At 67.3% G+C, this 26223-nt stretch carries 26 protein-coding genes; 21 read left to right on the top strand and 5 right to left on the bottom strand.

What is annotated here, in order from left to right; genetic code table 11:
- Positions 1 to 198 precede the first annotated feature (198 nt).
- The 6 genes from ribBA (at position 199) to AKI39_RS02600 (ending at position 4559) form a co-directional block, all read left to right on the top strand.
- Positions 199 to 1377, top strand: a complete 1179-nt coding sequence (gene ribBA / locus AKI39_RS02575; RefSeq protein ID WP_066641986.1) for a bifunctional 3,4-dihydroxy-2-butanone-4-phosphate synthase/GTP cyclohydrolase II — start codon at positions 199 to 201, stop codon at positions 1375 to 1377.
- 90 nt (positions 1378 to 1467) lie between these two features.
- Positions 1468 to 2004 carry a 6,7-dimethyl-8-ribityllumazine synthase gene (ribH, locus tag AKI39_RS02580; protein WP_066632143.1) on the top strand — a complete coding sequence of 179 codons (537 nt, stop codon included), beginning with the start codon at positions 1468 to 1470 and terminating at the stop codon, positions 2002 to 2004.
- Positions 1988 to 2476, top strand: a complete 489-nt coding sequence (gene nusB / locus AKI39_RS02585) for a transcription antitermination factor NusB (RefSeq protein ID WP_066632144.1) — start codon at positions 1988 to 1990, stop codon at positions 2474 to 2476. Before ribH ends, nusB begins: the two co-directional genes overlap by 17 nt.
- Before the next feature lie 42 nt (positions 2477 to 2518).
- Complete coding sequence (thiL, locus tag AKI39_RS02590; protein ID WP_066632145.1) at positions 2519 to 3484, top strand: thiamine-phosphate kinase; 966 nt, start codon at positions 2519 to 2521, stop codon at positions 3482 to 3484.
- A gap of 32 nt (positions 3485 to 3516) precedes the next feature.
- Positions 3517 to 4023: a phosphatidylglycerophosphatase A family protein gene (locus AKI39_RS02595; RefSeq protein WP_066641987.1), complete on the top strand. Its 507-nt coding sequence runs from the start codon at positions 3517 to 3519 to the stop codon at positions 4021 to 4023.
- Positions 4020 to 4559 (top strand): CinA family protein, encoded by a 540-nt coding sequence (locus AKI39_RS02600; protein WP_066632147.1) that lies wholly within the window; start codon positions 4020 to 4022, stop codon positions 4557 to 4559. Before AKI39_RS02595 ends, AKI39_RS02600 begins: the two co-directional genes overlap by 4 nt.
- 55 nt (positions 4560 to 4614) lie before the next feature.
- Here AKI39_RS02600 and pyrF read toward each other — a convergent pair whose 3' ends face one another.
- The 3 genes from pyrF to AKI39_RS02615 all read right to left on the bottom strand — a co-directional run bounded on the left by pyrF (position 4615) and on the right by AKI39_RS02615 (position 7253).
- Positions 4615 to 5433, bottom strand: coding sequence for an orotidine-5'-phosphate decarboxylase (gene pyrF / locus AKI39_RS02605; protein ID WP_066632148.1), 819 nt, complete (start codon positions 5431 to 5433; stop codon positions 4615 to 4617).
- A 2-nt stretch (positions 5434 to 5435) separates the two neighbouring features.
- Positions 5436 to 6755, bottom strand: coding sequence for an NAD(P)/FAD-dependent oxidoreductase (locus tag AKI39_RS02610; RefSeq protein ID WP_066632149.1), 1320 nt, complete (start codon positions 6753 to 6755; stop codon positions 5436 to 5438).
- 102 nt (positions 6756 to 6857) lie between these two features.
- Positions 6858 to 7253, bottom strand: a complete 396-nt coding sequence (locus AKI39_RS02615; RefSeq protein ID WP_066632150.1) for a diacylglycerol kinase — start codon at positions 7251 to 7253, stop codon at positions 6858 to 6860.
- 210 nt (positions 7254 to 7463) lie between these two features.
- Here AKI39_RS02615 and AKI39_RS02620 point away from each other — a divergent pair, with 210 nt between their 5' ends.
- The 10 genes from AKI39_RS02620 (at position 7464) to AKI39_RS02665 (ending at position 18474) form a co-directional block, all read left to right on the top strand.
- Positions 7464 to 8216 (top strand): FadR/GntR family transcriptional regulator, encoded by a 753-nt coding sequence (locus AKI39_RS02620; protein WP_066632152.1) that lies wholly within the window; start codon positions 7464 to 7466, stop codon positions 8214 to 8216.
- Positions 8217 to 8357: 141 nt separating this feature from the next.
- On the top strand, positions 8358 to 9386 hold the full coding sequence (locus AKI39_RS02625; RefSeq protein ID WP_066632154.1) for an L-idonate 5-dehydrogenase: 1029 nt from the start codon (positions 8358 to 8360) through the stop codon (positions 9384 to 9386).
- Between the two features lie 70 nt (positions 9387 to 9456).
- Positions 9457 to 10431: a sialic acid TRAP transporter substrate-binding protein SiaP gene (locus tag AKI39_RS02630; RefSeq protein WP_066632156.1), complete on the top strand. Its 975-nt coding sequence runs from the start codon at positions 9457 to 9459 to the stop codon at positions 10429 to 10431.
- A 13-nt stretch (positions 10432 to 10444) separates the two neighbouring features.
- Positions 10445 to 11056: a TRAP transporter small permease gene (locus AKI39_RS02635; protein WP_066632158.1), complete on the top strand. Its 612-nt coding sequence runs from the start codon at positions 10445 to 10447 to the stop codon at positions 11054 to 11056.
- Between the two features lie 27 nt (positions 11057 to 11083).
- The gene (locus AKI39_RS02640; protein WP_066632160.1) at positions 11084 to 12490 is read left to right on the top strand and encodes a TRAP transporter large permease; all 1407 of its coding nucleotides are present in this window, start codon (positions 11084 to 11086) and stop codon (positions 12488 to 12490) included.
- Between the two features lie 23 nt (positions 12491 to 12513).
- Entirely contained in the window at positions 12514 to 13269 is a 756-nt protein-coding gene (locus AKI39_RS02645) for an SDR family oxidoreductase (protein WP_066641989.1), read from the top strand.
- Between the two features lie 289 nt (positions 13270 to 13558).
- Complete coding sequence (locus tag AKI39_RS02650; protein WP_066632161.1) at positions 13559 to 14422, top strand: fumarylacetoacetate hydrolase family protein; 864 nt, start codon at positions 13559 to 13561, stop codon at positions 14420 to 14422.
- 147 nt (positions 14423 to 14569) lie between these two features.
- Positions 14570 to 16105, top strand: coding sequence for a UxaA family hydrolase (locus AKI39_RS02655; RefSeq protein WP_066632162.1), 1536 nt, complete (start codon positions 14570 to 14572; stop codon positions 16103 to 16105).
- A gap of 81 nt (positions 16106 to 16186) precedes the next feature.
- Positions 16187 to 17398 (top strand): D-mannonate dehydratase ManD, encoded by a 1212-nt coding sequence (gene manD / locus AKI39_RS02660; protein WP_066632164.1) that lies wholly within the window; start codon positions 16187 to 16189, stop codon positions 17396 to 17398.
- 8 nt (positions 17399 to 17406) lie between these two features.
- Positions 17407 to 18474, top strand: a complete 1068-nt coding sequence (locus AKI39_RS02665; RefSeq protein WP_066641992.1) for an Ldh family oxidoreductase — start codon at positions 17407 to 17409, stop codon at positions 18472 to 18474.
- Between the two features lie 33 nt (positions 18475 to 18507).
- On the opposite strand, the gene AKI39_RS02670 is transcribed toward AKI39_RS02665, so the two are convergent.
- Together AKI39_RS02670 and AKI39_RS02675 are read right to left on the bottom strand one after the other, a co-directional pair.
- Complete coding sequence (locus AKI39_RS02670) at positions 18508 to 19713, bottom strand: FUSC family protein (protein ID WP_083228585.1); 1206 nt, start codon at positions 19711 to 19713, stop codon at positions 18508 to 18510.
- Between the two features lie 36 nt (positions 19714 to 19749).
- Positions 19750 to 20646 (bottom strand): YihY/virulence factor BrkB family protein, encoded by an 897-nt coding sequence (locus AKI39_RS02675; RefSeq protein WP_066632167.1) that lies wholly within the window; start codon positions 20644 to 20646, stop codon positions 19750 to 19752.
- Between the two features lie 296 nt (positions 20647 to 20942).
- Between AKI39_RS02675 and AKI39_RS02680 the strand changes: the two genes are divergently transcribed.
- From AKI39_RS02680 to AKI39_RS02700, 5 genes are all read left to right on the top strand, one after another.
- On the top strand, positions 20943 to 21803 hold the full coding sequence (locus AKI39_RS02680; RefSeq protein ID WP_066632169.1) for a hydrolase: 861 nt from the start codon (positions 20943 to 20945) through the stop codon (positions 21801 to 21803).
- Positions 21804 to 21895: 92 nt separating this feature from the next.
- Positions 21896 to 22840 (top strand): ABC transporter permease, encoded by a 945-nt coding sequence (locus tag AKI39_RS02685; protein ID WP_066632171.1) that lies wholly within the window; start codon positions 21896 to 21898, stop codon positions 22838 to 22840.
- The gene (locus AKI39_RS02690; RefSeq protein WP_066632175.1) at positions 22837 to 23658 is read left to right on the top strand and encodes an ABC transporter permease; all 822 of its coding nucleotides are present in this window, start codon (positions 22837 to 22839) and stop codon (positions 23656 to 23658) included. The genes AKI39_RS02685 and AKI39_RS02690 overlap by 4 nt, the downstream gene beginning before the upstream one ends.
- Positions 23655 to 25331: an ABC transporter ATP-binding protein gene (locus AKI39_RS02695; protein ID WP_066632179.1), complete on the top strand. Its 1677-nt coding sequence runs from the start codon at positions 23655 to 23657 to the stop codon at positions 25329 to 25331. The genes AKI39_RS02690 and AKI39_RS02695 overlap by 4 nt, the downstream gene beginning before the upstream one ends.
- 207 nt (positions 25332 to 25538) lie before the next feature.
- Positions 25539 to 26165 carry a GntR family transcriptional regulator gene (locus AKI39_RS02700; RefSeq protein WP_066632181.1) on the top strand — a complete coding sequence of 209 codons (627 nt, stop codon included), beginning with the start codon at positions 25539 to 25541 and terminating at the stop codon, positions 26163 to 26165.
- Positions 26166 to 26223 lie beyond the last annotated feature (58 nt).

Here is a 26223-nt window from a genome sequence, read left to right on the forward strand (position 1 = left end):
GCATATGGTAGGGCTTGATGACTTGTCATAAATGCGTCATTTGTCCACAGCCGCCCAGGAAATGTCCTCCACCGGGCCATGGTGGGCCTTTTTTATGACTGCCACGCGCTTTTCGCCGGGACAGGCTGGGAAGGGCCGCCCGTCTGCCGTTTCGCCGCGGCGCTAAAATGCCTGTTTAACGCCCGCCGTCCCCGCCCCATGTCCGCCCAGCCGACCCCCGTCGCTCCCGTTTCCGACGCCGAATCCTTCGGTATCGCCCCGGTCACCGAAATCATCGCCGAACTCCGCGCCGGGCGCATCGTCATCCTGGTCGACGAAGAAGACCGGGAAAACGAAGGCGACCTGGTCATGGCCGCCGAATTCGTGACGCCCGAGGCCATCAACTTCATGGTCACCCATGGCCGGGGCCTGGTTTGCCTGACCCTGACGGAAGAACGCTGCCGCCAGCTGGACTTGCCGCTGATGGCCTCCCGCAACGGCACCCGCTTCGGCACCAATTTCACGGTGTCCATCGAAGCCGCGGAGGGCGTGGACACCGGCATTTCCGCGGCTGACCGCGCCCGCACCATCCGGGTAGCCGTGGCGCGGGACGCCAGGCCGGCGGACCTGGTGCAGCCCGGCCATATCTTCCCCGTGCGCGCGGTGCCCGGCGGCGTGCTGGTGCGCGCCGGCCATACGGAAGCCGGCTGCGACCTGACCGCCATGGCGGGCCTGACGCCGGCGGCCGTCATCTGCGAAATCCTCAAGCCGGACGGCACCATGGCGCGCCTGCCGGATTTGGTGGCCTTCGCCAAGGCCCACGGCCTGAAGATCGGCACCATCGCCGATCTGATCCAGTACCGCAGCGAGCACGAATCCATCGTCCAGCGCCTGGGTGAACGGACCATGCAGACCGCCTCGGGGGCGTTCCGCTCGGTGGCCTATCGCGACACGGCTACCCAGTCCATACACCTTGCCCTGGTGCACGGCGATATCGATCCGCTGCGCGAAACCCTGGTCCGCGTGCACGAACCGGCGTCCGTGCTGGACGTCCTGGATATCGGCGCCAGCCAGCATAGCTGGGGCGTGGCCCAGGCCCTGCAGGCGGTGGCCGCCGCCCCGGCCGGCGTCGTGGTGCTGATGAATTGCCAGGCCGGCGGCGATCACCTGGCCGAGCAGATATCGGCCTGGAATGACGGCGCCGACGCGACCAAGCCCGAGCTCCGCGGCGACCGCCTGGGCCTGCGCACCTATGGCATCGGCGCCCAGATTCTGCGGGATCTCAACGTCGGCCAGATGAAACTGCTGGCCCGGCCGCGCAAAATGCCCAGCATGGCGGGTTTTGCGCTTTCGATTACAGGTTACGATTGCGACCCTCCGGCGTCCCCGGTACGCTAGGAACCCCGGCCTTGTCCGCCGGCGGTCCAGTGTCTGCCGGCCCGCGCCCCGTTTGCAACCCACCGCCCGCAACCTATAAGGCAGTTATCGATGAATCCCTACACCTTATCCCCTGACTTGAACGGCGAGGGGCTGCACATCGGCATCGTCCGCGCCCGTTTCAACGAGGAGATCGGCCAGGCCGAGCAGGACGCCTGCCTGGAAGAGCTGGCGAAGCTGGGCGTCGACGAACGCGACGTCATGCTGATCACCGTGCCCGGCGCGCTCGAATTGGGCGTGACGCTGGCGCGCATGGCCGAAACCTATGAATTCGACGCGCTGATCGCCCTGGGTGCGGTGATCCGCGGCGAAACCTACCACTTCGAAGTGGTCAGCAACGAGATGGCATCCGCCATCACCCGCATTTCCGTGGAAACCGGCATCCCCATCGCCAATGGCGTGCTGACGGTCGACACCGACGAACAAGCCGAGGCGCGTGCGCCCGGCAAGGGCCGCGATTGCGCGCAAGTCGCGGTCGAAATGGCGAACCTGATCGCCGCCCTCGAACCCGAATCCGACGACGAAGACGAGGATGAGGAAGAGGACGACGAAGACTACGAAGACGAAGAAGATGACGACCGCCGCTGATCAAGCCGCCCAGGTGCGCGCGAACGCGCGCAGCGCACGCCGCCGGGCTCGCGAGTTCGCCTTGCAGGGTGTCTACGCCTGGCTGCTGCGCGGCGGCGAAGGCACCCAGGACGCTGGCGAAATCGACGCCCATCTGCGCGACGCGGAAGACTTTTCCGAAGCCGACGCGCAATGGTTCAAGACGCTGCTGCATGGCGTCCTGCGCGAAGCCCCGGACCTGCGCGAGCGCTTCACGCCGTTCATCGACCGGCCGCTGAACGAGCTGTCGCCGGTGGAGCACGGCATCCTGCTTATCGGCAGCTACGAACTGGTGCATCACGTCGAGGTTCCGTACAAGGTCGCCATCAACGAGGCGGTCGAGCTGGCCAAATCCTTCGGCGGCACGGACGGCTTCAAGTTCGTCAACGGCGTGCTGGACAAGCTGGCGGCGGTGGTCCGGTCCAAGGAAGTCGCCGCGGCGCCGCGCCGCTGACCGACCGCGCCGGCGCCGCGGGCAAATACCCCAGGAACGCGCGTGGCCTCCGAATTCGACTTGATCGATCGTTATTTCAAGCGCGCCGCCCCGCGCGACATGCTGGGCGTGGGCGACGACTGCGCGCTGTTCAGCGTCCCGCCCGGCATGCAGGTCGCGACCAGTACGGACCTGCTGATCGAAGGCCGGCATTTTTTTCCCGATGTGGATCCGCGCGCGCTGGGCCATAAGTCCCTGGCCGTGAATGTGTCGGACCTGGCCGCCATGGGCGCCCGGCCTATCGGCTGCCTGCTGGGCCTGGCGCTGCCGCAAGCCCACGAACCGTGGCTGGCGGCCTTCGCTGAAGGATTCCACGCCATGGCCCGCGCCGCCGGCTGCCCGCTCATCGGCGGCGATACCACCGGCAATCCGGGCGTGCTGGCGATCAGCGTGACCGTGTTCGGCGCCGTGCGTCCGGATGCGGCCCTGCGCCGCGATGGCGCGCGCGCCGGCGACGATATCTGGATATCCGGGGCGCTGGGCGATGCCGACATTGCCTATCGCCTCCTGAGCGGCCAGATGCCCGCGGACGACGCGTTGCTGGCACGCACGCGCGCCGCGCTGGAATGGCCTCAACCGCGTTTTGCCCTCGGACAGCGGCTGGCCGGCGTTGCCCGCGCCGCGATCGATATTTCCGATGGCCTGCTGCAGGACCTCGGGCACATCCTGAAGGCCAGCGGCGTCGGCGCCCGCCTGTACCTGGACGACATGCCCGTATCGGCCGCGCTGGCGGGCGTGCCCGCCGACCGCGTTCGCCGCGCCGTCCTGGCCGGCGGCGATGCCTACGAACTTTGCTTTACGGCGCCCGCCGACCGGGCCGACACCATCCGCGCCATCGGCGCGGATGCCGGCGTTGCCGTCACCCGTGTCGGCGCCATCGAAGCCGGCACCGGCGTGACGGTGCTCGACGCACAGGGCGTCCCCCTGCAGGATCTTCCTCGCGGTTTCGACCACTTCCGCTCCTCATGACCCAGACCACGCCGGATCCCGAATCCGTTTCCATGCGTGCCCGTGCCCGCGTCCCTTTCCCCCCCCTTTCCTGGATCGTCAGGACGCCCAGCCGTTTCATCGCGTTCGGCCTGGGCTCCGGCCTGATCCGGCCTGCGTCCGGTACCTGGGGCACCGTACTCGCCTGGCTGATCTGGCTTCCCGCCGTGCGCTGGATCAGCGACCCGCTGCTGGGCCTGCTAATTGCTCTGGCGCTCGCCTACGGATGCTGGGCCTGTGATCGCGCGGGCAAGGACCTGGGCGAGCCGGATCATGTCGGCATGGTGTGGGATGAAATGGCCGCCTTCTGGCTGGTGCTGTGGCTGGTGCCGGCGGGTTGGCTGGCCCAGGCCTGTGCCTTCGTCCTGTTCCGGACATTCGACATCGTCAAGCCACCGCCTATTCGCTATTTTGATGCGCGCATGAAGAACGGTATCGGTGTGATGTGGGACGATCTGCTGGCGGCGGCCTACACGCTGCTGGTCATGGCAATCGCAGTGCGCATGGGAGCCTTTCAATGACGACGTTTGACAGCCACATAATCAGCCTGGCGTCCGCGCTGGGCAAGGAATTGCAGCGCCGCAACTGGATGATGGGCACCGCCGAATCCTGCACCGGCGGGCTGGTAGCCGGCGCCGTCACGGCCGTCGCCGGTTCCAGCGCATGGTTCGATCGCGGTTTCGTGACCTACAGCAACGAAGCCAAGGTGGTGGACCTGCAGGTCTCGCCCGATACCTTGAACCTCTACGGCGCCGTCAGCGAACCGGTCGCCCAGGAAATGGCCAACGGGGTATTGCTGGAATCGCGCGTGTCGCACGTGGCCGTGTCCACCACGGGCATCGCCGGGCCGGACGGCGGCACCCCCGGCAAGCCCGTCGGCATGGTGTGCTTCGGTTTCGCCGTGCGCGCAGGCCAGGGCATCACCACCCGCGCCGCCACCCACGTGTTCACCGGCGACCGCGCCCAGGTACGCCAACAGGCGGTGGCGTTCGCCTTGCTGCACTTGCTGGAAACGATAGGCGCCAAGGTCGAGCAATCCGACCCGACGATGGTGTGACGCCGGCACGCGGCACGGCCTCATCCCGGGATGCCGTGCCCGCGGAAGGCTTGCCCTAACGCACCGCGTTGATCGCGTCGCGCAGGTCCTTCGCCGCCGCGCCCGCGGCATCGCGCCATTCCTTGCCGCTCGATGCGTACAGGATGGCGCGCGAAGAACTGATCAGCATGCCCGTGCCGCCCGCATTGCGGGCGTTGGTCACCGTGGCCGTCACGTCGCCGCCCTGTGCGCCGATGCCCGGAATCAGCAGCGGTACGCTGTCGCCTACGCGCTTGCGCACGGCCGCCAGTTCGGCCGGATAGGTGGCGCCCACCACCAGGCCGCATTGGCCGTGGCTGTTCCAGTTGTCCGCCACCAGTCCCGCGACGTGCAGATAAAGGGGCTCACCGCCTTCTGTCCGCACGAACTGCAGATCCGATCCGCCGGGGTTGGAAGTGCGGCACAGGATGAACACGCCGCGGTCGGTCCAGCGCAGGTAGGGTTCGATCGAATCCAGTCCCATATAGGGGCTGACCGTCACGCAATCCGCCTGGTAGCGTTCGAAGGCTTCGCGCGCGTATTGCTCGGCGGTCGAGCCGATGTCGCCGCGCTTGGCGTCCAGGATGATCGTACGGTTCGGATGCCGCGTACGGATGTGCTCGCACAGGGCTTCCAGCTGGTCTTCGGCGCGGGCGGCGGCGAAATAGGCGATCTGCGGCTTGAAGCTGCATGCGTAGGGCGCCGTGGCATCGACGATGTCGCGGCAGAAACGGAAGATCGCGTCCGGCTGGCCGTCCAGTTCGTGGGGTAGCCGCTTTACATCCGGATCCAGGCCCACGGTCAGCAGCGAGCCTGAGACGTCCCAGGCCGCGTCGAGTTTTTCTTTGAAATTCATCGTCAGTGGAGTTTTACGCGGGGCCGCGTCCGCCGCAGCAGTACGCGTCCCAGTGCCAGGCAGACCGTGCGCCAGACGCCCAGCAAGGCGCGGTGGTGCATCAGGTGCAGGCTCATGTACATGAACCGCGCCAGTGTACCGCTTACGAACAGGCCGCGGCCCGCGAGCTTGCCCATGAGGCTGCCCACGCCCGCGCCTTGGCCCAGCGAAACCAGGGATCCGTAGTCCTTGTAGACATAGCCGGCGGCCGGTTCGGGCTGTTGCTGGATGCGCGCGCCTATCTTGCGCGTCAGGTAGGCGGCCTGCTGGTGCGCCGCCTGGGCGCGGGCCGGGACGATGCCATGGCCGGCCCACGGCGCCGCCGCGCAATCGCCCAGGGCCAGGATGCGCGGATCGGGTGTTTCCAGCCGCTCGCTGACTTCCAGCTGGCCGATGCGATTCACCGGCAGGCCCAGTTCCGCCAGGAAGGCCGGGCCCTGGATGCCCGCGGCCCACAGGCACAGATGCGCGTCGTACACGGTGCCGTCGTCCGTCCTGACGCCCTGCGCCATGACCTCGGCGACGCGCCGGCCGGTGTGCACCTTGATGCCCAGTTCCGCCAGCCGCGTGTGCGCCGCGCGCGACAGGCGCTCCGGCAGCGGCGACAGGATGCGCGGCGCGCCCTCGATCAGCGTGACACTCAGGTCGCGGTCCGGGCGGAAACTGGGCAGGCCATAGGCGCTGACGACGTGGCCTGCCTCCAGCAATTCCACGGCGAGCTCCACCCCCGTGGCGCCGCCGCCCACGATGACGATGTTCAGCCGGGCCGTCGCGTCATGCACCTTGGCCTGGTCCACCTGGATCATGGCCTTCAGCAGTGTCAGCCTGAATTGCTCGGCGTTGTCCGTGGATTCCAGCGTGATGGCGTGTTGCGCGGCGCCGGGCGTGCCGTAGAAGTTCGCGACGCTGCCGACGGCCAGCACCAGGCTGTCGTAGGGCAGTGCGCGTTCCGGCAGCACGGGTTCGCCGGCAGGATCCACCACGCATTGCACGCTGGCCGTGCTGTTGGCGCGGTCTACCCCCTGCACGCGGCCCAGCACGAAGGAAAAGCCGTTCAGGTGCGCCAGCATCAGGTAGGAAAGCCCTTCCTGGTGGATATCGAGCGTCCCGGCGGCGGCTTCATGCAGGGAAGGCTTCCAGATATGGAACGGGCGCTCGTCGACCAGCGTGACGTGCGCGGGCCCGTGGGCCCGGCCCAGCCGGGCCGCCAGTTCCAGTCCCCCGGCGCCGCCTCCCACGATAACGACGCGATGGGGATGGGCGGGGGAGGAGGGCGTCGGCATGCCGCGCAGTATAGCGGCGTATGTGCGGTTTTATGCGTGATTCGCGGTGTCGGGCCGGGAAGGCCAGGGGAAGCGCTCCGGCGCGCGGCGCGCCTTCCCTCCCTACAGCAGAAAGCGGCCGACCGCCACGGCGACCCAGATGGCGATGGTGAAGATCAGGCACAGCAGCACGGCCGCGCTGCCCAAATCCTTGGCGCGGCCCAGTAATGGATGCATTTCGACCGACAGCGCGTCGGCCAGTGCCTCGATGGCGGAGTTCAGCAGTTCCGTCACCAGCACCATCGTGACCGACATGATCAGGATGAAAACCTCCAGCACGGAACGTCCCAGCCAGAAGGCGGCCGGAATCAGCAGGACGGCCAGTGCCAGCTCCTGGCGGAACGCGGCTTCGTAGCGGATGGCGGCACGGAAGCCCTGCATCGAATAGCGCAGCGCGTTGAAGAGGCGGCGAACGCCGCCAGTGCTTTTGTAGGGCGAGTGCTGCGGTGTAGGCGTCATGGCGGATAGTGATGGACCTGCGGAAAAGGCGAGGATCGGGCGGCGCGGCACCGCGTGGGGTGCCACGGGGCGACCCGGACGGTAGCGCATGCGGGCCACGGCGCGGCCCGCCGCAATGATAAGCAGAAACCCTAATTGTTTCATGGTGGCGCGGCGCGCAGTATGCGGTCAATTGGTAAGGCCACTTGACCGATCCCCATCCGTTCCGCCATGCCGTTTCAAGCCATCGAACCGCGCCGTCTGTACCGTCAGATCGCCGACCAGCTCCGCGCGCTGATCGAGCGGGGGGAATTCCCCGTGGGCACGCGCCTGCCGCCGGAACGCGACCTGGCGTTGAAGATGGGCGTGTCGCGGCCCTCGGTGCGGGAGGCTTTGATCGCGCTGGAGGTCGAAGGCCTGGTGGAAGTGCGCATGGGGTCGGGCATCTACGTGCGGCCGCGCGGCGACGAGGCCGGCGGTGGCAGCGTGGTGGCGGAAAGCCCGCTGGACACCATCCTGGCGCGCCAGCTGATCGAGGGCGAACTCGCGGCGCAGGCCGCTTTGGTGATGAAGGGCGAGGATATCGACGGCCTGCGCGAAGCGCTGGACGTGATGCGTGAAGAAGCCGCGTCGGGCAACATCCCGGCGCGCGGCGACCGCCTGTTTCACGTGCGCATCGCCGCGGCCACGGAAAACTCGGTGCTGCTGCGGCTGGTGGGGGAGTTGTACGACGAACGCCACAACCCCCTGGCGGTGCAGCTGGGCAGCCATTTCGAGAACGCGGAGAGCTGGGAGGCGGCCATCGCCGAGCACGAGCGCGTGGTGGACGCCATCCAGGCGGGCGATGCCGAGGCCGCGCGTGCCGCCATGCGCGACCACATGACGAAGTCGCATGACCGGTTTACCGCGCATTGGTCGCCGGCCGATGCGGCGGCGGCAGGCCGGCGCAGGCCGGCTTCCAGAACGATGCACCGGACGACATAGCGAACCGGCGCAGGAGGAGACAACGATGAATCACGAAACGACCATGCCGCGCGCGCAAGCGAAGGGAATGCCGCTGCGGGCAGGCTCGATGCACGCCTGGCCGAATGGCGGTACGAAGGCCATCCCCTGCCGGAAGGCGCCATGAGCCTGGCCTGCCGCATACATGGCGCGCGCGATCTGCGCCTGGAGCCCGACGAGCCCGCGCCGCTGGCGCCGCACGAGGTCGAACTGCGCCTGGGCGCCGCCGGCATCTGCGGATCGGACCTTCACTATTTCCTGCACGGCCGCGTCGGCGCCTTCGTCATCCGCGAACCGCTCATCCCCGGCCATGAGGCCTCGGGTGTCGTCACCCGCGTGGGCGATGCCGTCACGCGTGTCGCGCCCGGGATGAAAGTCGCCATCAATCCCTCGCATCCCTGCGGCCGCTGCGACTACTGCCGCGCCGGCCGCGACAACCTGTGCAGCAACATGCGCTTCCTGGGCAGCGCCAGCGTCTATCCGCATGTGCAGGGCATGTTCCGCGAGCGCTTCGTCATGGGCGAACGGCAACTCACGCCGGTGCTGGAGGACATCTCCCTGGGCGAGCTGGCCTGCGCCGAGCCGCTGTCCATCGGCCTGCACGGCGTGCGCCGCGCCGGCGAAATGATGGGCCGCACCGTCCTGATCACCGGCGGGGGCACCATCGGCTGCATGACCGTGATCGCGGCACGCCTGGCCGGCGCCGCGCGCATCATCGTCTGCGATATCGCCGACCGTCCCCTGGAAATGGCCCGCATGGTGGGCGCGGACGCCACGGTGCGCAGCGATACCGCGGACGCCCGCGAGATCGCCGACGTGGCGGACATCGCCATCGAGGCCGCCGGCAGCCCGGCCGCGCTGGCCACCTGCCTGGCGGCCACGCGGCGCGGCGGCCGCATCGTCCAGGTGGGCACGCTGCCCGGCGAGGGCCTGCACTTTCCCGCCAACAGCATCATGGCCCGCGAGCTCGACTACGTCGGCGCGTTCCGCGCCGGCCCGGAATTCGACTGGGCGGTCGCCTACCTGCGCACGCGCAAGGTGGACGTCCGCCCCCTGATGAGCGCCCAGTTGCCGCTGGACCAGGCCGTCGCGGCCTTCGAGCTGGCAGCCGACCGGACCCGCAGTACCAAGGTGCAACTCGTATGTGATTGACGTTTCATTGACCCGACAGGCGGCGCCGGAGAGCGCATCGATGTCCTGAACAAGAGAGAGGAGACACGACATGAAGCAAGGCCAGGCAGTCAGACTACTGTTCGCCGCCCTGGCGTTCGCCGTATCGGCGGGCGCGATGGCGCAGACCAAGCTCAAGTGGGCACACGTCTACGAGACGTCCGAACCTTTCCATACCGAATCGGTCTGGGCGGCCCAGGAAATAGAAAAACGTACCAACGGGCGCTATCACATCGATGTCTATCCGGCCTCGCAGCTGGGCAAGGAAAACGACATCAACCAGGGCCTGACGCTGGGTACCGTGGACATCATCATCTCGGGTTCGAGCTTCGCGGCCAAGGCCTTCCCGCGCATCGGCGTCACCTACTATCCCTACACCTTCCGCAACCCGCAGCACCTGCTGGCCTATACCAAGAGCGATATCTACAAGGAGCTGGTCGAGGGCTACGAAAAGAAGAGCGGCAACCATATCGTCGCCACCACCTACTACGGTACGCGACAGACCACGTCGAACCGCCGCATCCAGAAGTGCTCCGACATGCAGGGCCTGAAGATGCGCGTGCCGGACGTGCCGGCCTACCTGGCAATGCCGCGCGCCTGCGGCGCCAACACCTCGCCCATCGCCTTCGCCGAGGTCTACCTGGCCCTGCAGAACGGCACGGTGGAAGCGCAGGAAAACCCGCTCACCACCATCGAGGCCAAGAAGTTCTACGAGGTGCAGAAGTACATCGCCCTGACGGCGCACATCGTCGACCACCTGAACACCATCATTTCGGGGACCTTGTGGAAGAAGCTGTCGCCCGAGGACCGCAAGATCTTCGCCGAGGTCGCGCAGCAGGCCGCCGAGCGGGCCTCGCAGAAGATCATCGTCCGCGAGGCGGAACTGGTCGAGGAGTTCAACAAGAAAGGCATCGCGGTGGATAAAGTGGACGTCGACGACTTCCGCAAGACGGTGCTGGAGAAGGTGCCGTTCAAGCAGTACGGCTATGAAAAATCCGACTGGGAAAAAATCCAGGCGGTGAAGTAAGGGAGGAACCGCCATGGCCACCGATGCACACGTTTCCCCGGTCGGCGTATCGTCGGCACAGACGGAGCAGCACACGTCGTCCGTCGAATCCATCGTTTCCAGCTTCGAGGAAGCCGATCACCAGCAGGCCGATCTGTCCGGCCATACGTTCGAGGACTGGCTCTGCCTGGGCCTGTTCTGGATCATGGCCCTGCTGGTGTTCCTGCAGTTCTTCACGCGTTATGTGATGAACGATTCCTTCGCATGGACCGAAGAACTTGCCACCTACGCCCTGATCGGGGTCGTGTTCATCGGCGCCGCGATGTGCGTGCGCACCGGCCGGCATATCCAGGTGGACTTTCTGTACCGCTACCTGCCGCATGCGGCGGGGCGGGTGATGTCCACGCTGATCGATGTGGCGCGCACCGTGTTCTTCGCCTATGTCGCCTGGCTGGTGTGGCGCTATATCGATCTGGTCGGCGACGAGCCGATGACGACCGTCGAATGGAATAAATCCTATGTGTACTGGCTTGCGCTGTTTGGCTTCGTGCTGATGGCCGCGCGGTCGGCACAGGTCACCGTGGTGAACTGGCGCCAGGGCTATTCCAATTTGGAACGGCCGGAAGCGTACGACACGCTGGACTGAAACACGCAAAACGACAAGGGGCTGGGCATGTGGATATTGATCTGTACCTTCCTGCTGATGATGATCGTCGGCGTGCCGGTGGCGGTGTCCATGGCGGGCGCCTCGCTGCTCTACCTGCTGGTGTCCGGCGATGTTCCCGACGTCGTGGTGGCGCAGCGGATGATCGCGGGCGTGGAGTCCTTTCCCCTGCTTGCCGTGCCCTTTTTCATCCTGGCCGGTAACCTGATGAACATCGCGGGCATCACGGGGCGCATCTATAACTTCGCGGTCGCCCTGGTGGGCTGGATGCGGGGCGGCCTGGGCCATGTGAACATCATCGGTTCGGTGGTGTTCGCCGGCATGTCCGGCACCGCCATCGCGGACGCGGCCGGGCTGGGCACCATCGAGATCAAGGCCATGAAGGACCATGGCTACAAGACGGAATTCGCGGTCGGCGTGACGGCGGCCTCCGCCACGCTGGGGCCCATCATCCCGCCGTCGCTGCCCTTCGTGATCTACGGCATGATGGCCAACGTATCCATCGGCTCGCTGTTCCTGGCCGGCATCGTGCCGGGCGCCGTGCTGACGATACTGATGATGTTCACGGTGGCCTATTTCGCCCGCAAGAACGGCTGGGGCAGCGACGTGAAATTCGACCTGCGTCGGCTGGGAACGGCCACGCTGGAAGTGCTGATCGTACTGGCGTTCCCGTTCTCGATCTGGGCGATGACGCGGATGGGCGTATCGACCAACTGGGCGGCGATCATCGCCTTCGCCGTGCTGCTGATCCTGGACTGGCGCTTCAATTTTTCCGCCGTCATGGCGTTGATGGCGCCCGTCATCCTGATCGGCGGCATGACGCTGGGCTGGTTCACCCCCACCGAAGCCGCCGTGGCTGCCGTGGTATGGGCCTTGTTCCTGGGCCTGGTGCGCTATCGCAGCATGACCTTGCGCCTGTTGGCCAAGGCCACGTTCGAGACCATCGAAACCACCGCGTCGGTGCTGTTCATCGTGACGGCCGCATCGGTGTTCGCCTGGCTGCTGACCACCACGCAGGCCGCGCAGGCGCTGACCGACGCCATCCTGAGCCTGACGCACAGCAAGTGGGTGTTCCTGATGCTGGCGAATGTGCTGATCCTGGTGGTGGGCTGCTTCATCGACACCATCGCGGCCATCACCATCCTGGTACCCATCCTGCTGCCCATCGTCCTGAAGCTGGGCATCGACCCCATCCATTTCGGCCTGGTCATGACCTTGAACCTGATGATCGGCCTGCTGCACCCGCCGCTGGGCATGGTGCTGTTCGTCCTGGCGCGCGTGGCGCGGCTGTCGGTGGAGCGAACCACCATGGCGATCCTGCCGTGGCTGGTGCCGCTGTTCCTGGCGCTGATCGCCATCACCTACGTGCCGGAGATTACGTTGTGGTTGCCGCGTGCATTGGGCATGGGTAATTGATTTTCATCGGAGGCGGTATCAACATGGGTCAGCGATTGGCGGGTAAGTTGGCGTTCGTCACGGCGGCGGGGCAGGGCATAGGCAGGGCGACGGCGGAAGCCTTCCTGCGCGAGGGCGCGCGGGTCATCGCCGCGGACATCAACCCCACGGGACTGAGCGCCCTGGCCGAGCTGCCCGACTGCACCGTCCTGGAACTGGACGTGACCGACGCGCAGGCGGTCAGGCAGGCCGTGGCCGACGCGGGCAGCGTCGACATCCTGTTCAACGGCGCGGGCTATGTCCACGCCGGCGGCATCCTGGAAGCCACGGACGACGACCTGACCTTCGCCGTGGAGCTGAACGTGCGCGCCATGATGCGGCTGATCCAGGGCTTCCTGCCGGGCATGCTGGCCAAGGGCGGCGGCTCCATCATCAACATGGCATCCGTCGCGGGCAGCATCAAGGCCGTGCCGAATCGTTTCATCTACAGCACCACCAAGGCCGCCGTGGTCGGATTGACCAAATCCGTCGCGCTGGATTTCGTCGGCAAGGGCATACGCTGCAACGCCATCTGCCCCGGTACGGTAGAGTCGCCGTCACTGCGCGACCGCATCGCGGCGCAGGCCCGCCAGAGCGGGCAGGAGCCGCGGGACGTCGAGGCCTCCTTCGTGGCGCGGCAACCCATGGGCCGCCTGGGCCGCGCCGAGGAAATCGCGGCGCTGGCCGTCTACCTGGCCAGCGACGAATCCGCTTTCACCACCGGCACGACGCAGGTGATCGACGGTGGTTGGTCGAATTGAGACCACCCCCGAAGCGCTTCGCGCTTCCCCCTCAAGGGGGCGACGCTGGCGGACCGGCGGAGCCGGATCCGCGGCGTCCCGGATCTGGGGAGACCTGTTTCATGCGGCGAGTGGTGTGATGGGGCCATCCGTCGAAGCGCTATGCGCTTCCCCATCAAGGCGCGACGCTGGCGGACCCGGCGGCGTCCCGGGTCTGGGGGCATCCGTTTCATGCGGTGCGCAGGGTGCGTAGCACCATGGATTACGAGGACTTAGTGGAACTTACTGAACTCATGCATAAGGAAACACGATGAAGCTGATGCGCTACGGTGCCAAGGGCGCCGAGAAACCCGCCATGTTGGACCGCGATGGCAAGGTGCGAGACCTGTCCGGCGTGGTGCCGGATATCACGGCGGATTTGCTGACGCCGCAGGGGCTGGCGCCGCTCGCCAAGGTGGATGCGGCCAGCCTGCCGGTGGTGACGGAGCCTGGCCGGATCGCGCCGCCCTGGCGCGGCATGGGCAAGTTCATCTGCATCGGCCTGAACTATGCGGACCACGCCGCCGAATCGGGGCTGCCGCTTCCGGCCGAGCCGGTCGTGTTCATGAAGCCGACCAGCTGCGTCGTCGGCAGCCACGATCCGGTCGTCATGCCCCAGGGGTCGGTGAAGACCGACTGGGAGGTCGAACTGGGCGTGGTCATCGGCGCGCGTGCCCGTTACGTGGCCGAAGCGGACGCGCTGAAGCATGTGGCCGGCTACTGCATCGTCAACGACGTATCGGAACGCGAATACCAGATCGAGCGCGGCGGAACCTGGGACAAGGGCAAGGGTTGCGACACCTTCGGGCCGGTCGGTCCCTGGCTGGTGACGGCCGACGAGGTCGCCGACCCGCAGAACCTGGGCATGTGGCTGGAGGTCAACGGCAAACGCATGCAGACCGGCAATACTCGCACGATGATCTTCAATGTCGCGCAGCTGGTCAGCTATGTCAGCCGCTTCATGACGCTGTACCCCGGCGACCTCATCACCACCGGCACGCCGCCGGGCGTCGGCCTGGGCATGAAGCCGCCCGTGTACCTGAAGGACGGCGACACGATGCGGCTGGGCATCGACGGGCTGGGCGAACAGCAGCAATCCGTGCATGCATGGAATCCGGAATTGATTGACGGCTGAACGCCACGTGCCCGCCGCACGCCATGGCGCCACGCCGTGGCGTGCAGCGGCGGGCCTGCGGTAAGCCTGACTGAACCTGAACCTGAACGCGTCCGCATGGCGCCCTTCTCCCGCGGGGAAGAGGGCGCACCGACAGGAGGCTAGAGAGTGAACGCCATCGACAACCCGGTCATCCGTATCCACCCGGCCGACAATGTCGTGATCGCGCGGCGCCAGCTGCTGGGCGGCACGCGCCTGCCGGCGGAAGACGTCACCGTGGTGGGCCTGATACCACCCGGCCACAAGATCGCCGTGCGCGCCATTCCGGCTGGTTCGCCCGTGCGCCGCTACAACCAGATCATCGGCATCGCGCGCAGCGACATCGCCGCCGGCCAGCACGTCCACACCCATAACCTGGAGTTCAGCGAATTCCAGCGCGACTATGCGGTGGGGCGAGATGCCCATCCCACCGCCTATGTCGAGACGCCCGCCACCTTCGAGGGCATCGTGCGGCCCGACGGCCGCGTCGCGACGCGCAACTACATCGGCGTCCTGACGTCCGTCAATTGCTCGGCCACCGTCGCGCGCGCCATCGCCGACCACTTCCGCCGCGACATCAATCCGGGCGCGCTGGCCGACTACCCCAACGTCGACGGGGTGGTCGCGCTGACCCATGGCGCCGGCTGCGCCACCAGCAGCGAAGGCGAACCCTTGAAGGTATTGCGCCGGACCCTGGGCGGCTATGCGCGCCATCCCAACTTCGCCGGCCTGATGCTGGTGGGCCTGGGCTGCGAAACCAATCAGATCGGCGGGCTGATGGAGCAGGAAGGCCTGACGCAAAGCCGGCAGCTGCAGACCTTCAACATCCAGGATACCGGGGGCACCCGCAAGACCGTGGCGCGCGGCATCGAGCTGGTCGAATGGATGCTCGAAGAGGCCAACCGCGTGCGGCGCACGCCCGTGCCGGCCAGCCACATCACGGTCGGCCTGCAATGCGGCGGCTCCGACGGCTATTCCGGCATCAGCGCCAATCCGGCGCTGGGCGCCGCGGTCGACCTGCTGGTGCGCCACGGCGGCACGGCCATCCTGTCCGAGACCCCTGAAATCTACGGTGGCGAGCACCTGCTCACGCGCCGCGCCGTATCGCCCGCCGTGGCGGAAAAGCTGATCGCGCGGCTGCGCTGGTGGGAGGATTATTGCCGCCGCAACGACGCCGAAATGGACAACAACCCGTCCGCCGGCAACAAGGCCGGCGGCCTGACCACCATCCTGGAGAAGTCCCTGGGCGCCATCGCGAAAAGCGGCACGACGAACCTGGTCGACGTCTACGAATATGCCGAACCCGTGACGGCGCGCGGCCTGGTCTTCATGGACACGCCGGGCTACGACCCCGTGTCGGCGACCGGTCAGGTGGCCGGCGGCGCCAACCTGATCTGCTTTACCACCGGCCGGGGCTCGGCCTACGGCTGTGCGCCGGCGCCATCGCTGAAGCTCTCCACCAACACGGCCTTGTGGGACCGCCAGGAAGATGACATCGACATCGACTGCGGCGCCATCGTCGAAGGGGGCGCGACCGTGGCGGAAATGGGCGAACGCATCTTCCAGCTGATGCTGGCCACGGCCTCGGGCCGCACGACCAAGAGCGAAGCCCACGGCTACGGGCAGAACGAGTTCGTGCCGTGGCAGCTGGGCGCCGTGATGTAACGCGGGCGCGGCGCCGTCCGCGCGCGCCCGCGCCGATGGAAAAAACAGCCACATGCAGCCCATACCCAGGAATCCCTGCCCATGAAGATCACCTCCGCACGCGTCATCGTCTGCAGCCCGGGCCGCAATTTCGTGACGCTGAAGATCGAAACCGACGAAGGCCTGACCGGCATCGGCGACGCCACCCTGAACGGGCGCGAGCTGTCCGTGGCCAGCTATCTGTCCGACCATGTCATTCCCTGCCTGATCGGGCGGGACGCCCACCAGATCGAGGATATCTGGCAGTTCCTGTATCGCGGGGCCTACTGGCGCAAGGGCCCCGTCACCATGACCGCCATCGCGGCCGTCGACACGGCGCTGTGGGACATCAAGGCCAAGGCCGCCAACCTGCCGCTGTACCAGCTGCTGGGCGGCAAGAGCCGCACCGGCGTCATGGTCTACGGCCATGCCAATGGCCGCGACATCGAGGAAACCGCCGACGAAGTGCTGCGCTATCGCGATATGGGCTACCGCGCCATTCGCGCCCAGAGCGGGGTGCCGGGGCTGCAATCGGTCTATGGCGTGGGCCGCGGCCGCATGTTCTACGAACCCGCGGATGCATCGCTGCCGTCCGAGCACGACTGGTCCACGGAAAAATACCTGGACCACACGCCCAAGCTGTTCGAGAAGATCCGCGATGCCGTGGGCTGGGACGTGCACCTGCTGCACGACGTCCATCATCGCTTGACGCCCATCGAGGCCGGCCGGCTGGGTAAATCCCTGGAGCCCTATCGTTTGTTCTGGATCGAGGACCCGACCCCCGCCGAGAACCAGGACGCCTTCCGCCTGATCCGCCAGCATACCGTCACGCCGCTGGCCGTCGGCGAGATCTTCAGCACGGTATGGGACTGCAAGGACCTGATCCAGAACCAGCTGATCGACTATATCCGCGCCACCGTCGTGCATGCCGGCGGTATCACGCACCTGCGGCGCATCGCCGATCTTGCCGCCTTGTACCAGGTGCGCACGGGCTGCCACGGCGCCACCGACCTGTCGCCGGTCTGCATGGGGGCCGCGCTGCACTTCGACATCGCCATACCGAATTTCGGCGTGCAGGAATACATGCGCCACACCGAGGAAACCGATGCCGTCTTTCCCCATGCGTATCGCTTCGAGGATGGCATGATGGTGCCCGGCGATGTGCCCGGGCATGGCGTGGAGATCGACGAAGCGCTGGCGGACAAGTATCCCTACCAGCGTGCCTATCTGCCGGTGAACCGGCTCGCTCACGACGGAACCTTATGGAATTGGTAGGACAGTTCATGCGTCACTGCAATGCCGATGCGCTTATCGATTGGGGCGCGGCCTGCCTGCGCGCGCACGACGTCCCGGACGACGATGCGCGTCGCGTCGCGCACAGCCTGGTCCAGACCAGCCTGTGGGGCATCGATTCCCATGGCATCGCGCGCCTGCCGCATTATCTGAACCGGCTGGCGCACGGATCCATCCTGGCGCGGCCGGCCATCATCGTTACCCGTAGCGGCGCCGCGACCGCCCACGTCCAGGGCGGGCAGGGGCTGGGGATCGTCGTCGCGCATCGCGCGAACCGCGTGGCCATGGACATCGCCGCCGAATGCGGGGTGGCCGCGGTAGGCGTGTCCGACTCGTCGCACTGCGGCGCCATCGGCCTGTACACGCGCGATGCCGCGCGGGCCGGCATGATAGGCATAGGCTTCACGCATTCCGATTCCATCGCCGCGCCATTCGGCGGGCACGTGCCCTTCCTGGGCACCAATCCCATTTCCATTGCCTTTCCACGCGCGGACGGCGAGCCGGTCTGCCTGGACATGGCCACGACATCCATCCCGTGGAATCGCGTCATGAACGTCCGGCGCGAGGGGGGAACGCTGCCCGAAGGCGTCGCGCTGGATGCGCAGGGCGCCGACGCTCAGGATGCCCAGGATGCGCGCGCCTTGCGTCCGCTGGGCGGGCCGTCGTACGGACACAAGGGATACGCGCTGGCGTTGATGATCGAGTTGCTGTGCGGGCCCTTGAACGGCAATCCCTACGGCCCGCATATCTCGCCGATGTATGAACAACTGCAGCTGCCGCGCCGTCTGGGCGCCTTTTTCATCGTCATCGACCCGATGCGGTTTGCCGGCGGGCCGACGCTGGCGGCCACGATCGAGCAAATGGCACGTGAGTTGGCGGAACAGCCTGGCGGGCCCCGCATGCCGGGCGACCCCGAACGCGACGCAGCCGCGCGACGGGAGGCGGAGGGTATCCCCATCGAGCCGGGCTTGTGGAGCGAGATGAGCACGTGGAGCGAGTGCCTGCGTGTGCCGCTGCCCTCGGCGCGGGACGGGCGCCAGCGCGGGCCCGAGCTGTAGCCTCTTGCCGGTTCCGGCCAGTGATCCACCACTCTAGTTGCGCTGCCGGGGCAATCCAAGCACGCCGAGTCTCAATTGATCGATCTGCGTGGCCGTCTCGCGCATGACCCAATCCGGGCCTTGCATAGCCGCCGGCAGGACCATGGCGTTCCCGTCTTCCTCCGCCGCATCGAATGCCGTTCCGCCATACGGCGGGACCTGATCGGCGAGCCCGCCGGCCGGCGCATCGCTTACGGTGGTGGACAGGCCGGCGAGCGCCGCACTCGCGTGCAGCCCCGACGTATCGCCCGCGCGCAGCGCCCGCGCGATCGATAACAGCCCTAGCCTCATCGCCTTTCCCTGCTCGCCGCGGAATGCACGCGACAAAGCCAGCTGGACTTCCCGCGGCGCGTTCAGCCGGGCACTGGATATCATCTCCAGCGATGCCACGATGGCCCGATGGTGATGCTGGATGCTCTCCATCAGCGCGGACGTTATGTTCATTTCCTTGGCAGCGGAAGCCATCAGCCCGCGGACCTGTATCGACCGCCTGCTGAGATCGGCGAAGACAGCGCTGCGTACCTCGGCGGTCAGCGGCTGGTCCGCCTGCAGGCGGCGGATAAGGCGTTCCACGCGGCGCAGGTTCAGCGCCAGGTTGTAGCGCCAGGCATAGCTGGCATTCAGCGGCAGTGCGAAGGAAAAGGCCAGCGCGACGGCGATGCCGATACACACCTGCAGCGTGCGCCACAGCCCCGTTGTCATGGAGTCCTCGCCCTGGCCGGCGACGATCATCATCGTGATGGCGGTCAGCAGGGCGACATAGCCCCCGCGGCCGATGGCGTGATAGGCGCATAGTCCGGCGATCAGCGACATGGCGGTGAAGGTCACCGCGTGCGAGCCGCCGTATTGGTCCAACACGATCAGCAGCAGGCCCACCACGGCGCCCAGCAGGGTGCCCAGCCCGCGCTCCATCGCCTTCTTGCGTATGTTGCCGTGATGCTGGATGCCGCCGATCACGGTCAGCATGGAAACCGTCGCCCATACGCCATGTGGCAGGTCCAGCCCCTGGGACAGCAGCAGCGTCGCCAGCAGCGCCAGCGCGACGCGTATCCCATGCAAGGCGCGCGCGTGGCGATAGCGCTGGTAGGGCGAACCCAGGTGACGCAGCGCGATGGCCATGCGCCGCAGCGGGTCCTGCAGATGGAACAGGGCGAAGGAAAACGGGGAACGGCGGGGCCCGGCGGGCGATTCCGTGTCCATCGGCGGGCGGCTCCAGCGAGGGCGGGGGGGCACGGATCAGCGCACAGGCGCGCCGGAAGCTTCCGCGCGGCTCATGTACAGGGCGTATTGGCGGGTGAAGACCGCGCCGAAGAAGAAGATCTGCGCCGAATAGTAGATCCACAGCAGCAGCGCGACCACCGATCCCGCGGCCCCGTAGGCCGAGGCCACAGCGCCCCGGCCCAGGTACAGGCCGATGCCCCATTTGCCCAGCAGGAAGAGGGCGGCCGTGACCACCGCGCCCGGCAGTACGTGCCTCCAGGGAATCACCACATTGGGCAGCAGCTTGTAGATCACCGCGAACAGCGCGGCCACCACCGCGAAGGAGAACACGCTGGACAATCCTTCGGCGATCACCGCGAAGGCCGAATTCGTCCACAGGACGCCGTAGTAGTCATGCGCCGCGCTCAGGGCGGCGTTCACCGTCAGCGAGATCAGCAGGAACAAGGCGAGCACCAGCACCAGGCCGAAGGACAACAGGCGGCTGCGCACCATCCCATGCACGCCGCTGCGCCGCTGGCCACGCACTTCCCACAACTCGTCCAGGCTTTCCTTCAGTTCCGCGAAGGCGGTGGTGGCGCTGAACACCAGCACGCAGAGGGATATCACCGTCGCGACCAGGCCGCTGCCCGATTCGTGCGCGCTCGCCAGCACGATCTGGATCACTTCCGCGCCGCGGTCGCCCATCAGGTCGCGCAGCTGGCCGACCAGTTCGGACCGCACCGCCTGCTCGCCGAAAAACGCGCCGGCCACCGCGATCACCAGGATCAGCATGGGCGCCAGCGAGAAGATGGTGTACAGGGCCAGGGCCGCGCCCTTGCTGGAGGCGCGGTGCTCGGACCATTGCTTGCCCGAGGCGATCAGCAGGCGCACGAGTACCGGCGGATGGGTCCGTAGACGTGATAGATAGGACATATGCGAACTCGCCATCTTCAACGTTAAAAAGCCCTGGTCCTCGCCGGCGCATGCCCTCGCGCGGCGAAAACCAGCAATCGATGTTCCCATTGCCTGACCGCATGGGCAAGGTGGGGCATCCAGACCTTACCAGTTGCCCGGATGCACCGCCAATCGTCGCGCGCGCGGGTTGCGATTGGGGATTACCCGTCTTGCCGGCCACCCGGCGTGTCCATAATATTGGCGCCAATTTAGGCCGCTTGTTGCGCGAGCTCCCTCGCCCGGCTGCCGACGCTTTCTCCTCCTTCGAGCGCCTCATGCCCCAAGATTCCCCCATCACCGACAGCGCCAGCCTGGCGCGTGCCCTCTACGACCTGGGCCCCGGGATCATCTACGCGTCGCGCCGCGACCCGCGGCTCTCCTATTGCACCTACGTGCCGCCGCATATCGCCCAGGCGCGGCGCCCGATGCAGCTGGTGGTCATCGTCCACGGCACGGGCCGCGCCTTCATCGAGTACCGCGATGCCTTCGCCGAATTCGCCCGCTGGAACGATTGCGTGGTGCTGTGCCCACTGTTTCCGGCGGGTGTGCTGGGCGACGGCAACCGCGACGGCTTCAAGCATCTGCGCGAGGGCGATATCCGCTACGACGAGGTGCTGCTGGACATGGTGGACGAAGTGGCCGGCAAGTTCGGCTGCGATTTCAGCCGTTTCCTGCTGTTCGGCTATTCGGGCGGTGGGCAGTTCGTCAATCGTTTCGCCGTGCTGCATCCGCAGCGGCTGCGCGCGGTTTCCATTGGTGCGCCCGGCTCGGTCACGCTGCTGGACGCGGACAAGGACTGGTGGGTGGGCACGCGCGACATGGCCGCGCGCTTCGGCAAGCGGCTGGACCTGGACGCGCTGCGCCGGGTGGCGGTGCACATGGTGGTCGGCAAGGCGGACCTGGAAACCTGGGAAATCACCCACCAGCCCGGCGGTAAGTACTACATGCCGGGCTGCAACGATGCCGGACGCACGCGCCCCGAGCGGCTGGCCAGCCTGCGCCGGTCCTTCGAGGCCGCCGGCGTGGCCGTGGAGATGGACGTGGTCGACAATGTGCCGCACGACGGGTTGAAGGTCGTGGATATCGTCCAGGACTTCTTCGCCAAGGTGCTGCGGCAGGACCGCGGCGAATCATGATCGGATCGCGCCGGCACGATGCGCGCGCGGTGCGGGGCACGGGGGCCGCGAGCGCCGGCCCCAGCCGGCCCTAGAGGCCAAGGACGGATGCCATGCTGCGTTTCGCGCTGACCCGTATCGCCATGACGCTGCCCACGCTGCTGATCGTCGCGGTGGCGGTATTCGTGATGATCCGGCTGATCCCGGGCGACCCCGCGCAACTGATGCTGGGTGATCTGGCCGATCCCGCCAGCCTGGCGGACCTGCGCGCGCGGCTGGGGCTGGACCAGACCTGGGCCGTCCAGTTCGGGATCTGGTTCCGCAACATGCTGCATGGCGACCTGGGCGTGTCCATCACCACCGGCCAGCACGTGCTGGGGCTGGTGTGGGACCGCTTCGTGGTCAGCGCGCAGGTGGTGCTGGCGGCCGTGCTTTGCGCGAGCGTGGTCGCCGTGCCCGCCGGCATGATCGCGGCATGGAAGCAGAATGCACTGCCGGACGTGATGCTGGTGGGCGGGGCCACGCTGCTGGTCTCGATTCCCACCTTCTGGGGCGGCCTGCTGCTGCTGCTTTTCTTCGGCGTCAAGCTGCAATGGCTGCCGGTGGTGGGCTATGTGTCGGTGTCCAGCGACTGGCAGGCCGGATTGCTGTACCTCGTCATGCCGGTGCTCACCCTGTTCCTGCACGAGATCGGCGTCATCATGCGCATGGCGCGCGCCAGCACGCTCGAAGTCCTGCGGCTGGACTACATCACCCACGCACGCGCCAAGGGCCTGTCCGAACGCACGGTCCTGATGCGCCATGCCTTCAAGAACGCCTTCGGCCCGACCTGGACGCTGATCGGCCTGGTGCTGGGCAATCTGCTGGGCGGCATCGCGGTGGTGGAAACGGTGTTCACCATCCCGGGGCTGGGCCGGCTGCTGGTCGATTCCATCTTCGGGCGCGATTATCCCGTGATACAGGGGTGCCTGCTGTTCGTGGCGGTCATCTACGTGGTCGTCAACCTCGTCGTCGACCTGTGCTATCCCATCTTCGACCCCAGGGTGGCCGTGGAATGAAAAAACGCATGGCAGCCAATGCGCTGGTGGGCGGCGTCCTTGTCGGCATCGTCCTGGTCACCGCCATCGTCGGCGTCGCGTGGACGCCCTACGATCCGCTGAAGATCAACTTCGTGGCGCGCCTGCACGCGCCCGGCGGGGCGTTCCCGCTGGGGACAGACGAGTTTGGCCGCGACGAGTTGTCGCGGCTGATGGCCGGGGCTTCGGCCAGCGTGTGGATCAGTCTGCTGACGGTGGGCTTCGCACTGCTGGCCGGCACCTGCGTCGGTGTGCTGACCGGCTTCGTGCGGGGCTGGACCGACCGCATCATCATGGCCTTCAACAACGCGCTGCTGGCCTTTCCCGGACTGCTGCTGGCGCTGGGCCTGCTGGCCGTGGTGGGCGCCAACAAGTACGGCATCATCCTGGCGCTGGGGCTGGCCTACACGCCGTCGGTGGCCCGTATCGTGCGCGGCACCGTGCTGTCGCTGCGCGAGAAGGAATTCATCGAGGCCTCGCGCGTGCTTGGCAACTCCGAGCTCTATACCATGGGCCGCCACGTGCTGCCCAATTGCGTGGCGCCCCTGACCGTGCTGGCCACCTCCATGTTCGGCTGGGTGGTGCTGGCCGAAAGCGCCTTGTCCTTCCTGGGCCTTGGCGTCCCGCCTCCCGCGCCCACCTGGGGCAACATGCTGTCGGCCGCGCGGCCCTTCCTGTCCCAGGCGCCCTACCTTTCCATCCTGCCCGGCCTGTGCATCGCCCTGACGCTGCTGGGCATCAACCTGCTGGGCGACGCCGTGCGCGATCGCCTGGATCCGCGCATGCGGGGCATGCAATGAGCGGCCCCGCGCAAGCGCTGGTCAGCGTGCAAGGGCTGACGCTGGCGGTGGGGCAGGGCGGCCGCGAGATCGTCCGCGATGTCTCCTTCGACATCGCGCCGGGCGAGATGGTCGGCATCGTCGGCGAATCCGGCAGCGGCAAGACGCAAGCCGCGCGGGCCATCCTGGGCCTGACCCCGCCGCCGCTGGTGCGCGTCGGCGGCCGCATCCTGGTCGAGGGCACGGACATCACACGCGCCACGCCGGCCGTGCTGCGGCGGCTGCGGGGCGCGCGCATCGGCATGGTGTTCCAGGAACCCATGACCTCGCTCAATCCGTCCATGACGATAGGACGCCAGTTGGAAGAGGGGCTGGCCCTGCATCGCCGCGACCTGGGCACGAGCGAACGCCGCCGGCGCATCCTGGACATGCTGGCGCGCGTGGGCCTGCGCGATCCGGAAGGCGCCCTGGCGGCGTGGCCCCATGAGTTTTCCGGGGGCATGCGCCAGCGCATGATGCTGGCCTCCGTGATGCTGCTGGCGCCGGCGCTGCTGGTGGCCGACGAACCGACCACCGCGCTGGACGCGGTCGTGCAGCGCGACGTCCTGGAGTTGATGGTGGGCCTGACGCGGGAACACGGCACCGCGGTCCTCATGATCAGCCACGACCTGCCCATGGTCGCGCGCTACACCGAACGCGTCGTCGTCATGTCGCAGGGCGAGGTCGTCGAAAGCGGCACTACCACCGACCTGCTGGCGCGGCCGCGGCATCCCTATACCCGCAAGCTGCTGCAGGCCATGCCGCGTCGCATGCCGGCGCGGCTGCCCGCGCGCGAGCCGCCGGTGGTCGAGGTGCGCCAACTGGTGGTGGACTATGCGGGGCGCCAGCGCATGTTCTCGCGCACGGCCGCCAAGCGCGCCCTGCAGGGTATTTCGCTGGCCGTGCACCCGCGGGAGGTCGTCGCCGTGGTGGGTGGCTCGGGCTCGGGCAAGACCACGTTGGGCCGCGCCATCGCCGGATTGGTCATGCCGTCGGAAGGCCAGATCCTGTTCCGTGGCCAGGCCATCGATCGCGGCCACGCTGCCTGGAACGACTACCGCCTGAATTGCCAGATGGTCTTCCAGGACCCCTATTCATCGCTGGACCCGCGCATGACCATCGCGCAGCTGGTTGGCGAAGCGCTGCGGCTGGTCCCGGGGCTGAGCGCCGCCGACAAGATTCGCCGCGTACGCGAAGCGCTGGACGAAGTGGGCCTGTCACCCGAACATGGCGCGCGCTATCCCCACGAGCTATCCGGCGGGCAACGCCAGCGGGTCGCCATCGCGCGCGCCGTCGTGCGCCGGCCGTCCTTCGTGATCGCTGACGAGCCCGTATCCGCGCTGGACGTCACGGTGCGCGCGCAGATCCTGGACCTGTTTGCCGAGCTGCAGCGCAAGCACGGCTTCAGCTGCCTGTTCATCAGCCACGACCTTGGCGTGGTCGAGCAGGTGGCCGACCGCGTGATCGTCATGCAGGACGGGGCCATCGTGGAGCAGGGCACGCGCGACCAGATCTTCGATGCGCCCCAGCAGGACTACACGCGGCGTTTGCTGGCGGCGATTCCCGTGCTGGTGTCGACGGACAGCGGCGGCGTGCGCTTGAAATGGCGTTTCGCCGAGCCGTCGGCGGCGGCCGCGACATCCGCGGTCGCGTGAGGCGCCGGCATGGCCGTGCTGGGCCGGCGTCCCGCTGCTTCGCGCGCACGCCTGTTGCGGCTGCCCGCACAGGTATGCCACGTCGCGCCGGGCCGGCGGCGGTATCGAGGGTGTCCGTCCGGCACGGTAGCCCGGAGGATGCACGCTCGCTGCAAACACCCGGGCAAATTTCATAAAATCCGCCTGACCCAATCACGGAACCCCACCATGCCGAAGACGGCAGCTTCCACCGCCCCGGCTTCACTGGCCGATCAGCTTGCCCGGGACATCCAGTCCGGCGTGTTCGGCGCGGGGGCCTGGCTCAAGCAGATCGATCTGCAGGAGCGCTATGGCGCCAAGCGGCTGGACGTACGCCGCGCCCTGGACCACCTGACCCAGAAGCGCGTTATAGAGCATGTCCCCAATCGGGGCTACCACGTCCACGCGGTCGACGAGGAACGCCAGAACCACATCCGCGATATCCGTGTCATGCTGGAAGTCGGCGCGGCCGCCGACTTGATGCCCCACGTCACCGATGCCAAGGTAGCGCAGCTGCGCGCCATGGCCGAACGCTTCGAGCAACTGGTGCTGACCGGCACGCTGCTGCAGCAATACGAGGTGAACCTGCAGTTTCACGAAGCGCTGTACGACATGTGCGGCAACCGTGAACTGGTGACGCTGATCCAGGACATGCGCAGCCGCGCTGTCGCGGCGCCCGCCACGCAATGGATGACGCGCGCCCGCATCGAAAAGTCGGTGCGCGAACACCACGACATCGTCGCGGCCCTGCAGGCCCGCGACGTCAAGCGCTTGCAGAAGATCATTCGCGAGCACGTCATGCAGACGATGCCCTGACTGGGGAAAGTCCCAGGTTACGCATCGCGGCGGGCCTCCCCATAATGCCCGAATTTGG

The organism is Bordetella sp. H567 (genome assembly GCF_001704295.1).
Taxonomy (GTDB): domain Bacteria; phylum Pseudomonadota; class Gammaproteobacteria; order Burkholderiales; family Burkholderiaceae_B; genus Bordetella_C.

What these genes read in the sequence shown, in the direction of transcription:
- ribBA (WP_066641986.1), top strand. Translation starts at nt 199, where the DNA reads ATGTCCGCCCAGCCGACCCCCGTCGCTCCCGTTTCCGACGCCGAATCC.
- ribH (WP_066632143.1), top strand. Translation starts at nt 1,468, where the DNA reads ATGAATCCCTACACCTTATCCCCTGACTTGAACGGCGAGGGGCTGCAC.
- nusB (WP_066632144.1), top strand. Translation starts at nt 1,988, where the DNA reads ATGACGACCGCCGCTGATCAAGCCGCCCAGGTGCGCGCGAACGCGCGC.
- AKI39_RS02595 (WP_066641987.1), top strand. Translation starts at nt 3,517, where the DNA reads ATGCGTGCCCGTGCCCGCGTCCCTTTCCCCCCCCTTTCCTGGATCGTC.
- AKI39_RS02600 (WP_066632147.1), top strand. Translation starts at nt 4,020, where the DNA reads ATGACGACGTTTGACAGCCACATAATCAGCCTGGCGTCCGCGCTGGGC.
- pyrF (WP_066632148.1), bottom strand. Translation starts at nt 5,433, where the DNA reads ATGAATTTCAAAGAAAAACTCGACGCGGCCTGGGACGTCTCAGGCTCG.
- AKI39_RS02610 (WP_066632149.1), bottom strand. Translation starts at nt 6,755, where the DNA reads ATGCCGACGCCCTCCTCCCCCGCCCATCCCCATCGCGTCGTTATCGTG.
- AKI39_RS02615 (WP_066632150.1), bottom strand. Translation starts at nt 7,253, where the DNA reads ATGACGCCTACACCGCAGCACTCGCCCTACAAAAGCACTGGCGGCGTT.
- AKI39_RS02620 (WP_066632152.1), top strand. Translation starts at nt 7,464, where the DNA reads ATGCCGTTTCAAGCCATCGAACCGCGCCGTCTGTACCGTCAGATCGCC.
- AKI39_RS02625 (WP_066632154.1), top strand. Translation starts at nt 8,358, where the DNA reads ATGAGCCTGGCCTGCCGCATACATGGCGCGCGCGATCTGCGCCTGGAG.
- AKI39_RS02630 (WP_066632156.1), top strand. Translation starts at nt 9,457, where the DNA reads ATGAAGCAAGGCCAGGCAGTCAGACTACTGTTCGCCGCCCTGGCGTTC.
- AKI39_RS02635 (WP_066632158.1), top strand. Translation starts at nt 10,445, where the DNA reads ATGGCCACCGATGCACACGTTTCCCCGGTCGGCGTATCGTCGGCACAG.
- AKI39_RS02640 (WP_066632160.1), top strand. Translation starts at nt 11,084, where the DNA reads ATGTGGATATTGATCTGTACCTTCCTGCTGATGATGATCGTCGGCGTG.
- AKI39_RS02645 (WP_066641989.1), top strand. Translation starts at nt 12,514, where the DNA reads ATGGGTCAGCGATTGGCGGGTAAGTTGGCGTTCGTCACGGCGGCGGGG.
- AKI39_RS02650 (WP_066632161.1), top strand. Translation starts at nt 13,559, where the DNA reads ATGAAGCTGATGCGCTACGGTGCCAAGGGCGCCGAGAAACCCGCCATG.
- manD (WP_066632164.1), top strand. Translation starts at nt 16,187, where the DNA reads ATGAAGATCACCTCCGCACGCGTCATCGTCTGCAGCCCGGGCCGCAAT.
- AKI39_RS02665 (WP_066641992.1), top strand. Translation starts at nt 17,407, where the DNA reads ATGCGTCACTGCAATGCCGATGCGCTTATCGATTGGGGCGCGGCCTGC.
- AKI39_RS02670 (WP_083228585.1), bottom strand. Translation starts at nt 19,713, where the DNA reads ATGGACACGGAATCGCCCGCCGGGCCCCGCCGTTCCCCGTTTTCCTTC.
- AKI39_RS02675 (WP_066632167.1), bottom strand. Translation starts at nt 20,646, where the DNA reads ATGTCCTATCTATCACGTCTACGGACCCATCCGCCGGTACTCGTGCGC.
- AKI39_RS02680 (WP_066632169.1), top strand. Translation starts at nt 20,943, where the DNA reads ATGCCCCAAGATTCCCCCATCACCGACAGCGCCAGCCTGGCGCGTGCC.
- AKI39_RS02685 (WP_066632171.1), top strand. Translation starts at nt 21,896, where the DNA reads ATGCTGCGTTTCGCGCTGACCCGTATCGCCATGACGCTGCCCACGCTG.
- AKI39_RS02690 (WP_066632175.1), top strand. Translation starts at nt 22,837, where the DNA reads ATGAAAAAACGCATGGCAGCCAATGCGCTGGTGGGCGGCGTCCTTGTC.
- AKI39_RS02695 (WP_066632179.1), top strand. Translation starts at nt 23,655, where the DNA reads ATGAGCGGCCCCGCGCAAGCGCTGGTCAGCGTGCAAGGGCTGACGCTG.
- AKI39_RS02700 (WP_066632181.1), top strand. Translation starts at nt 25,539, where the DNA reads ATGCCGAAGACGGCAGCTTCCACCGCCCCGGCTTCACTGGCCGATCAG.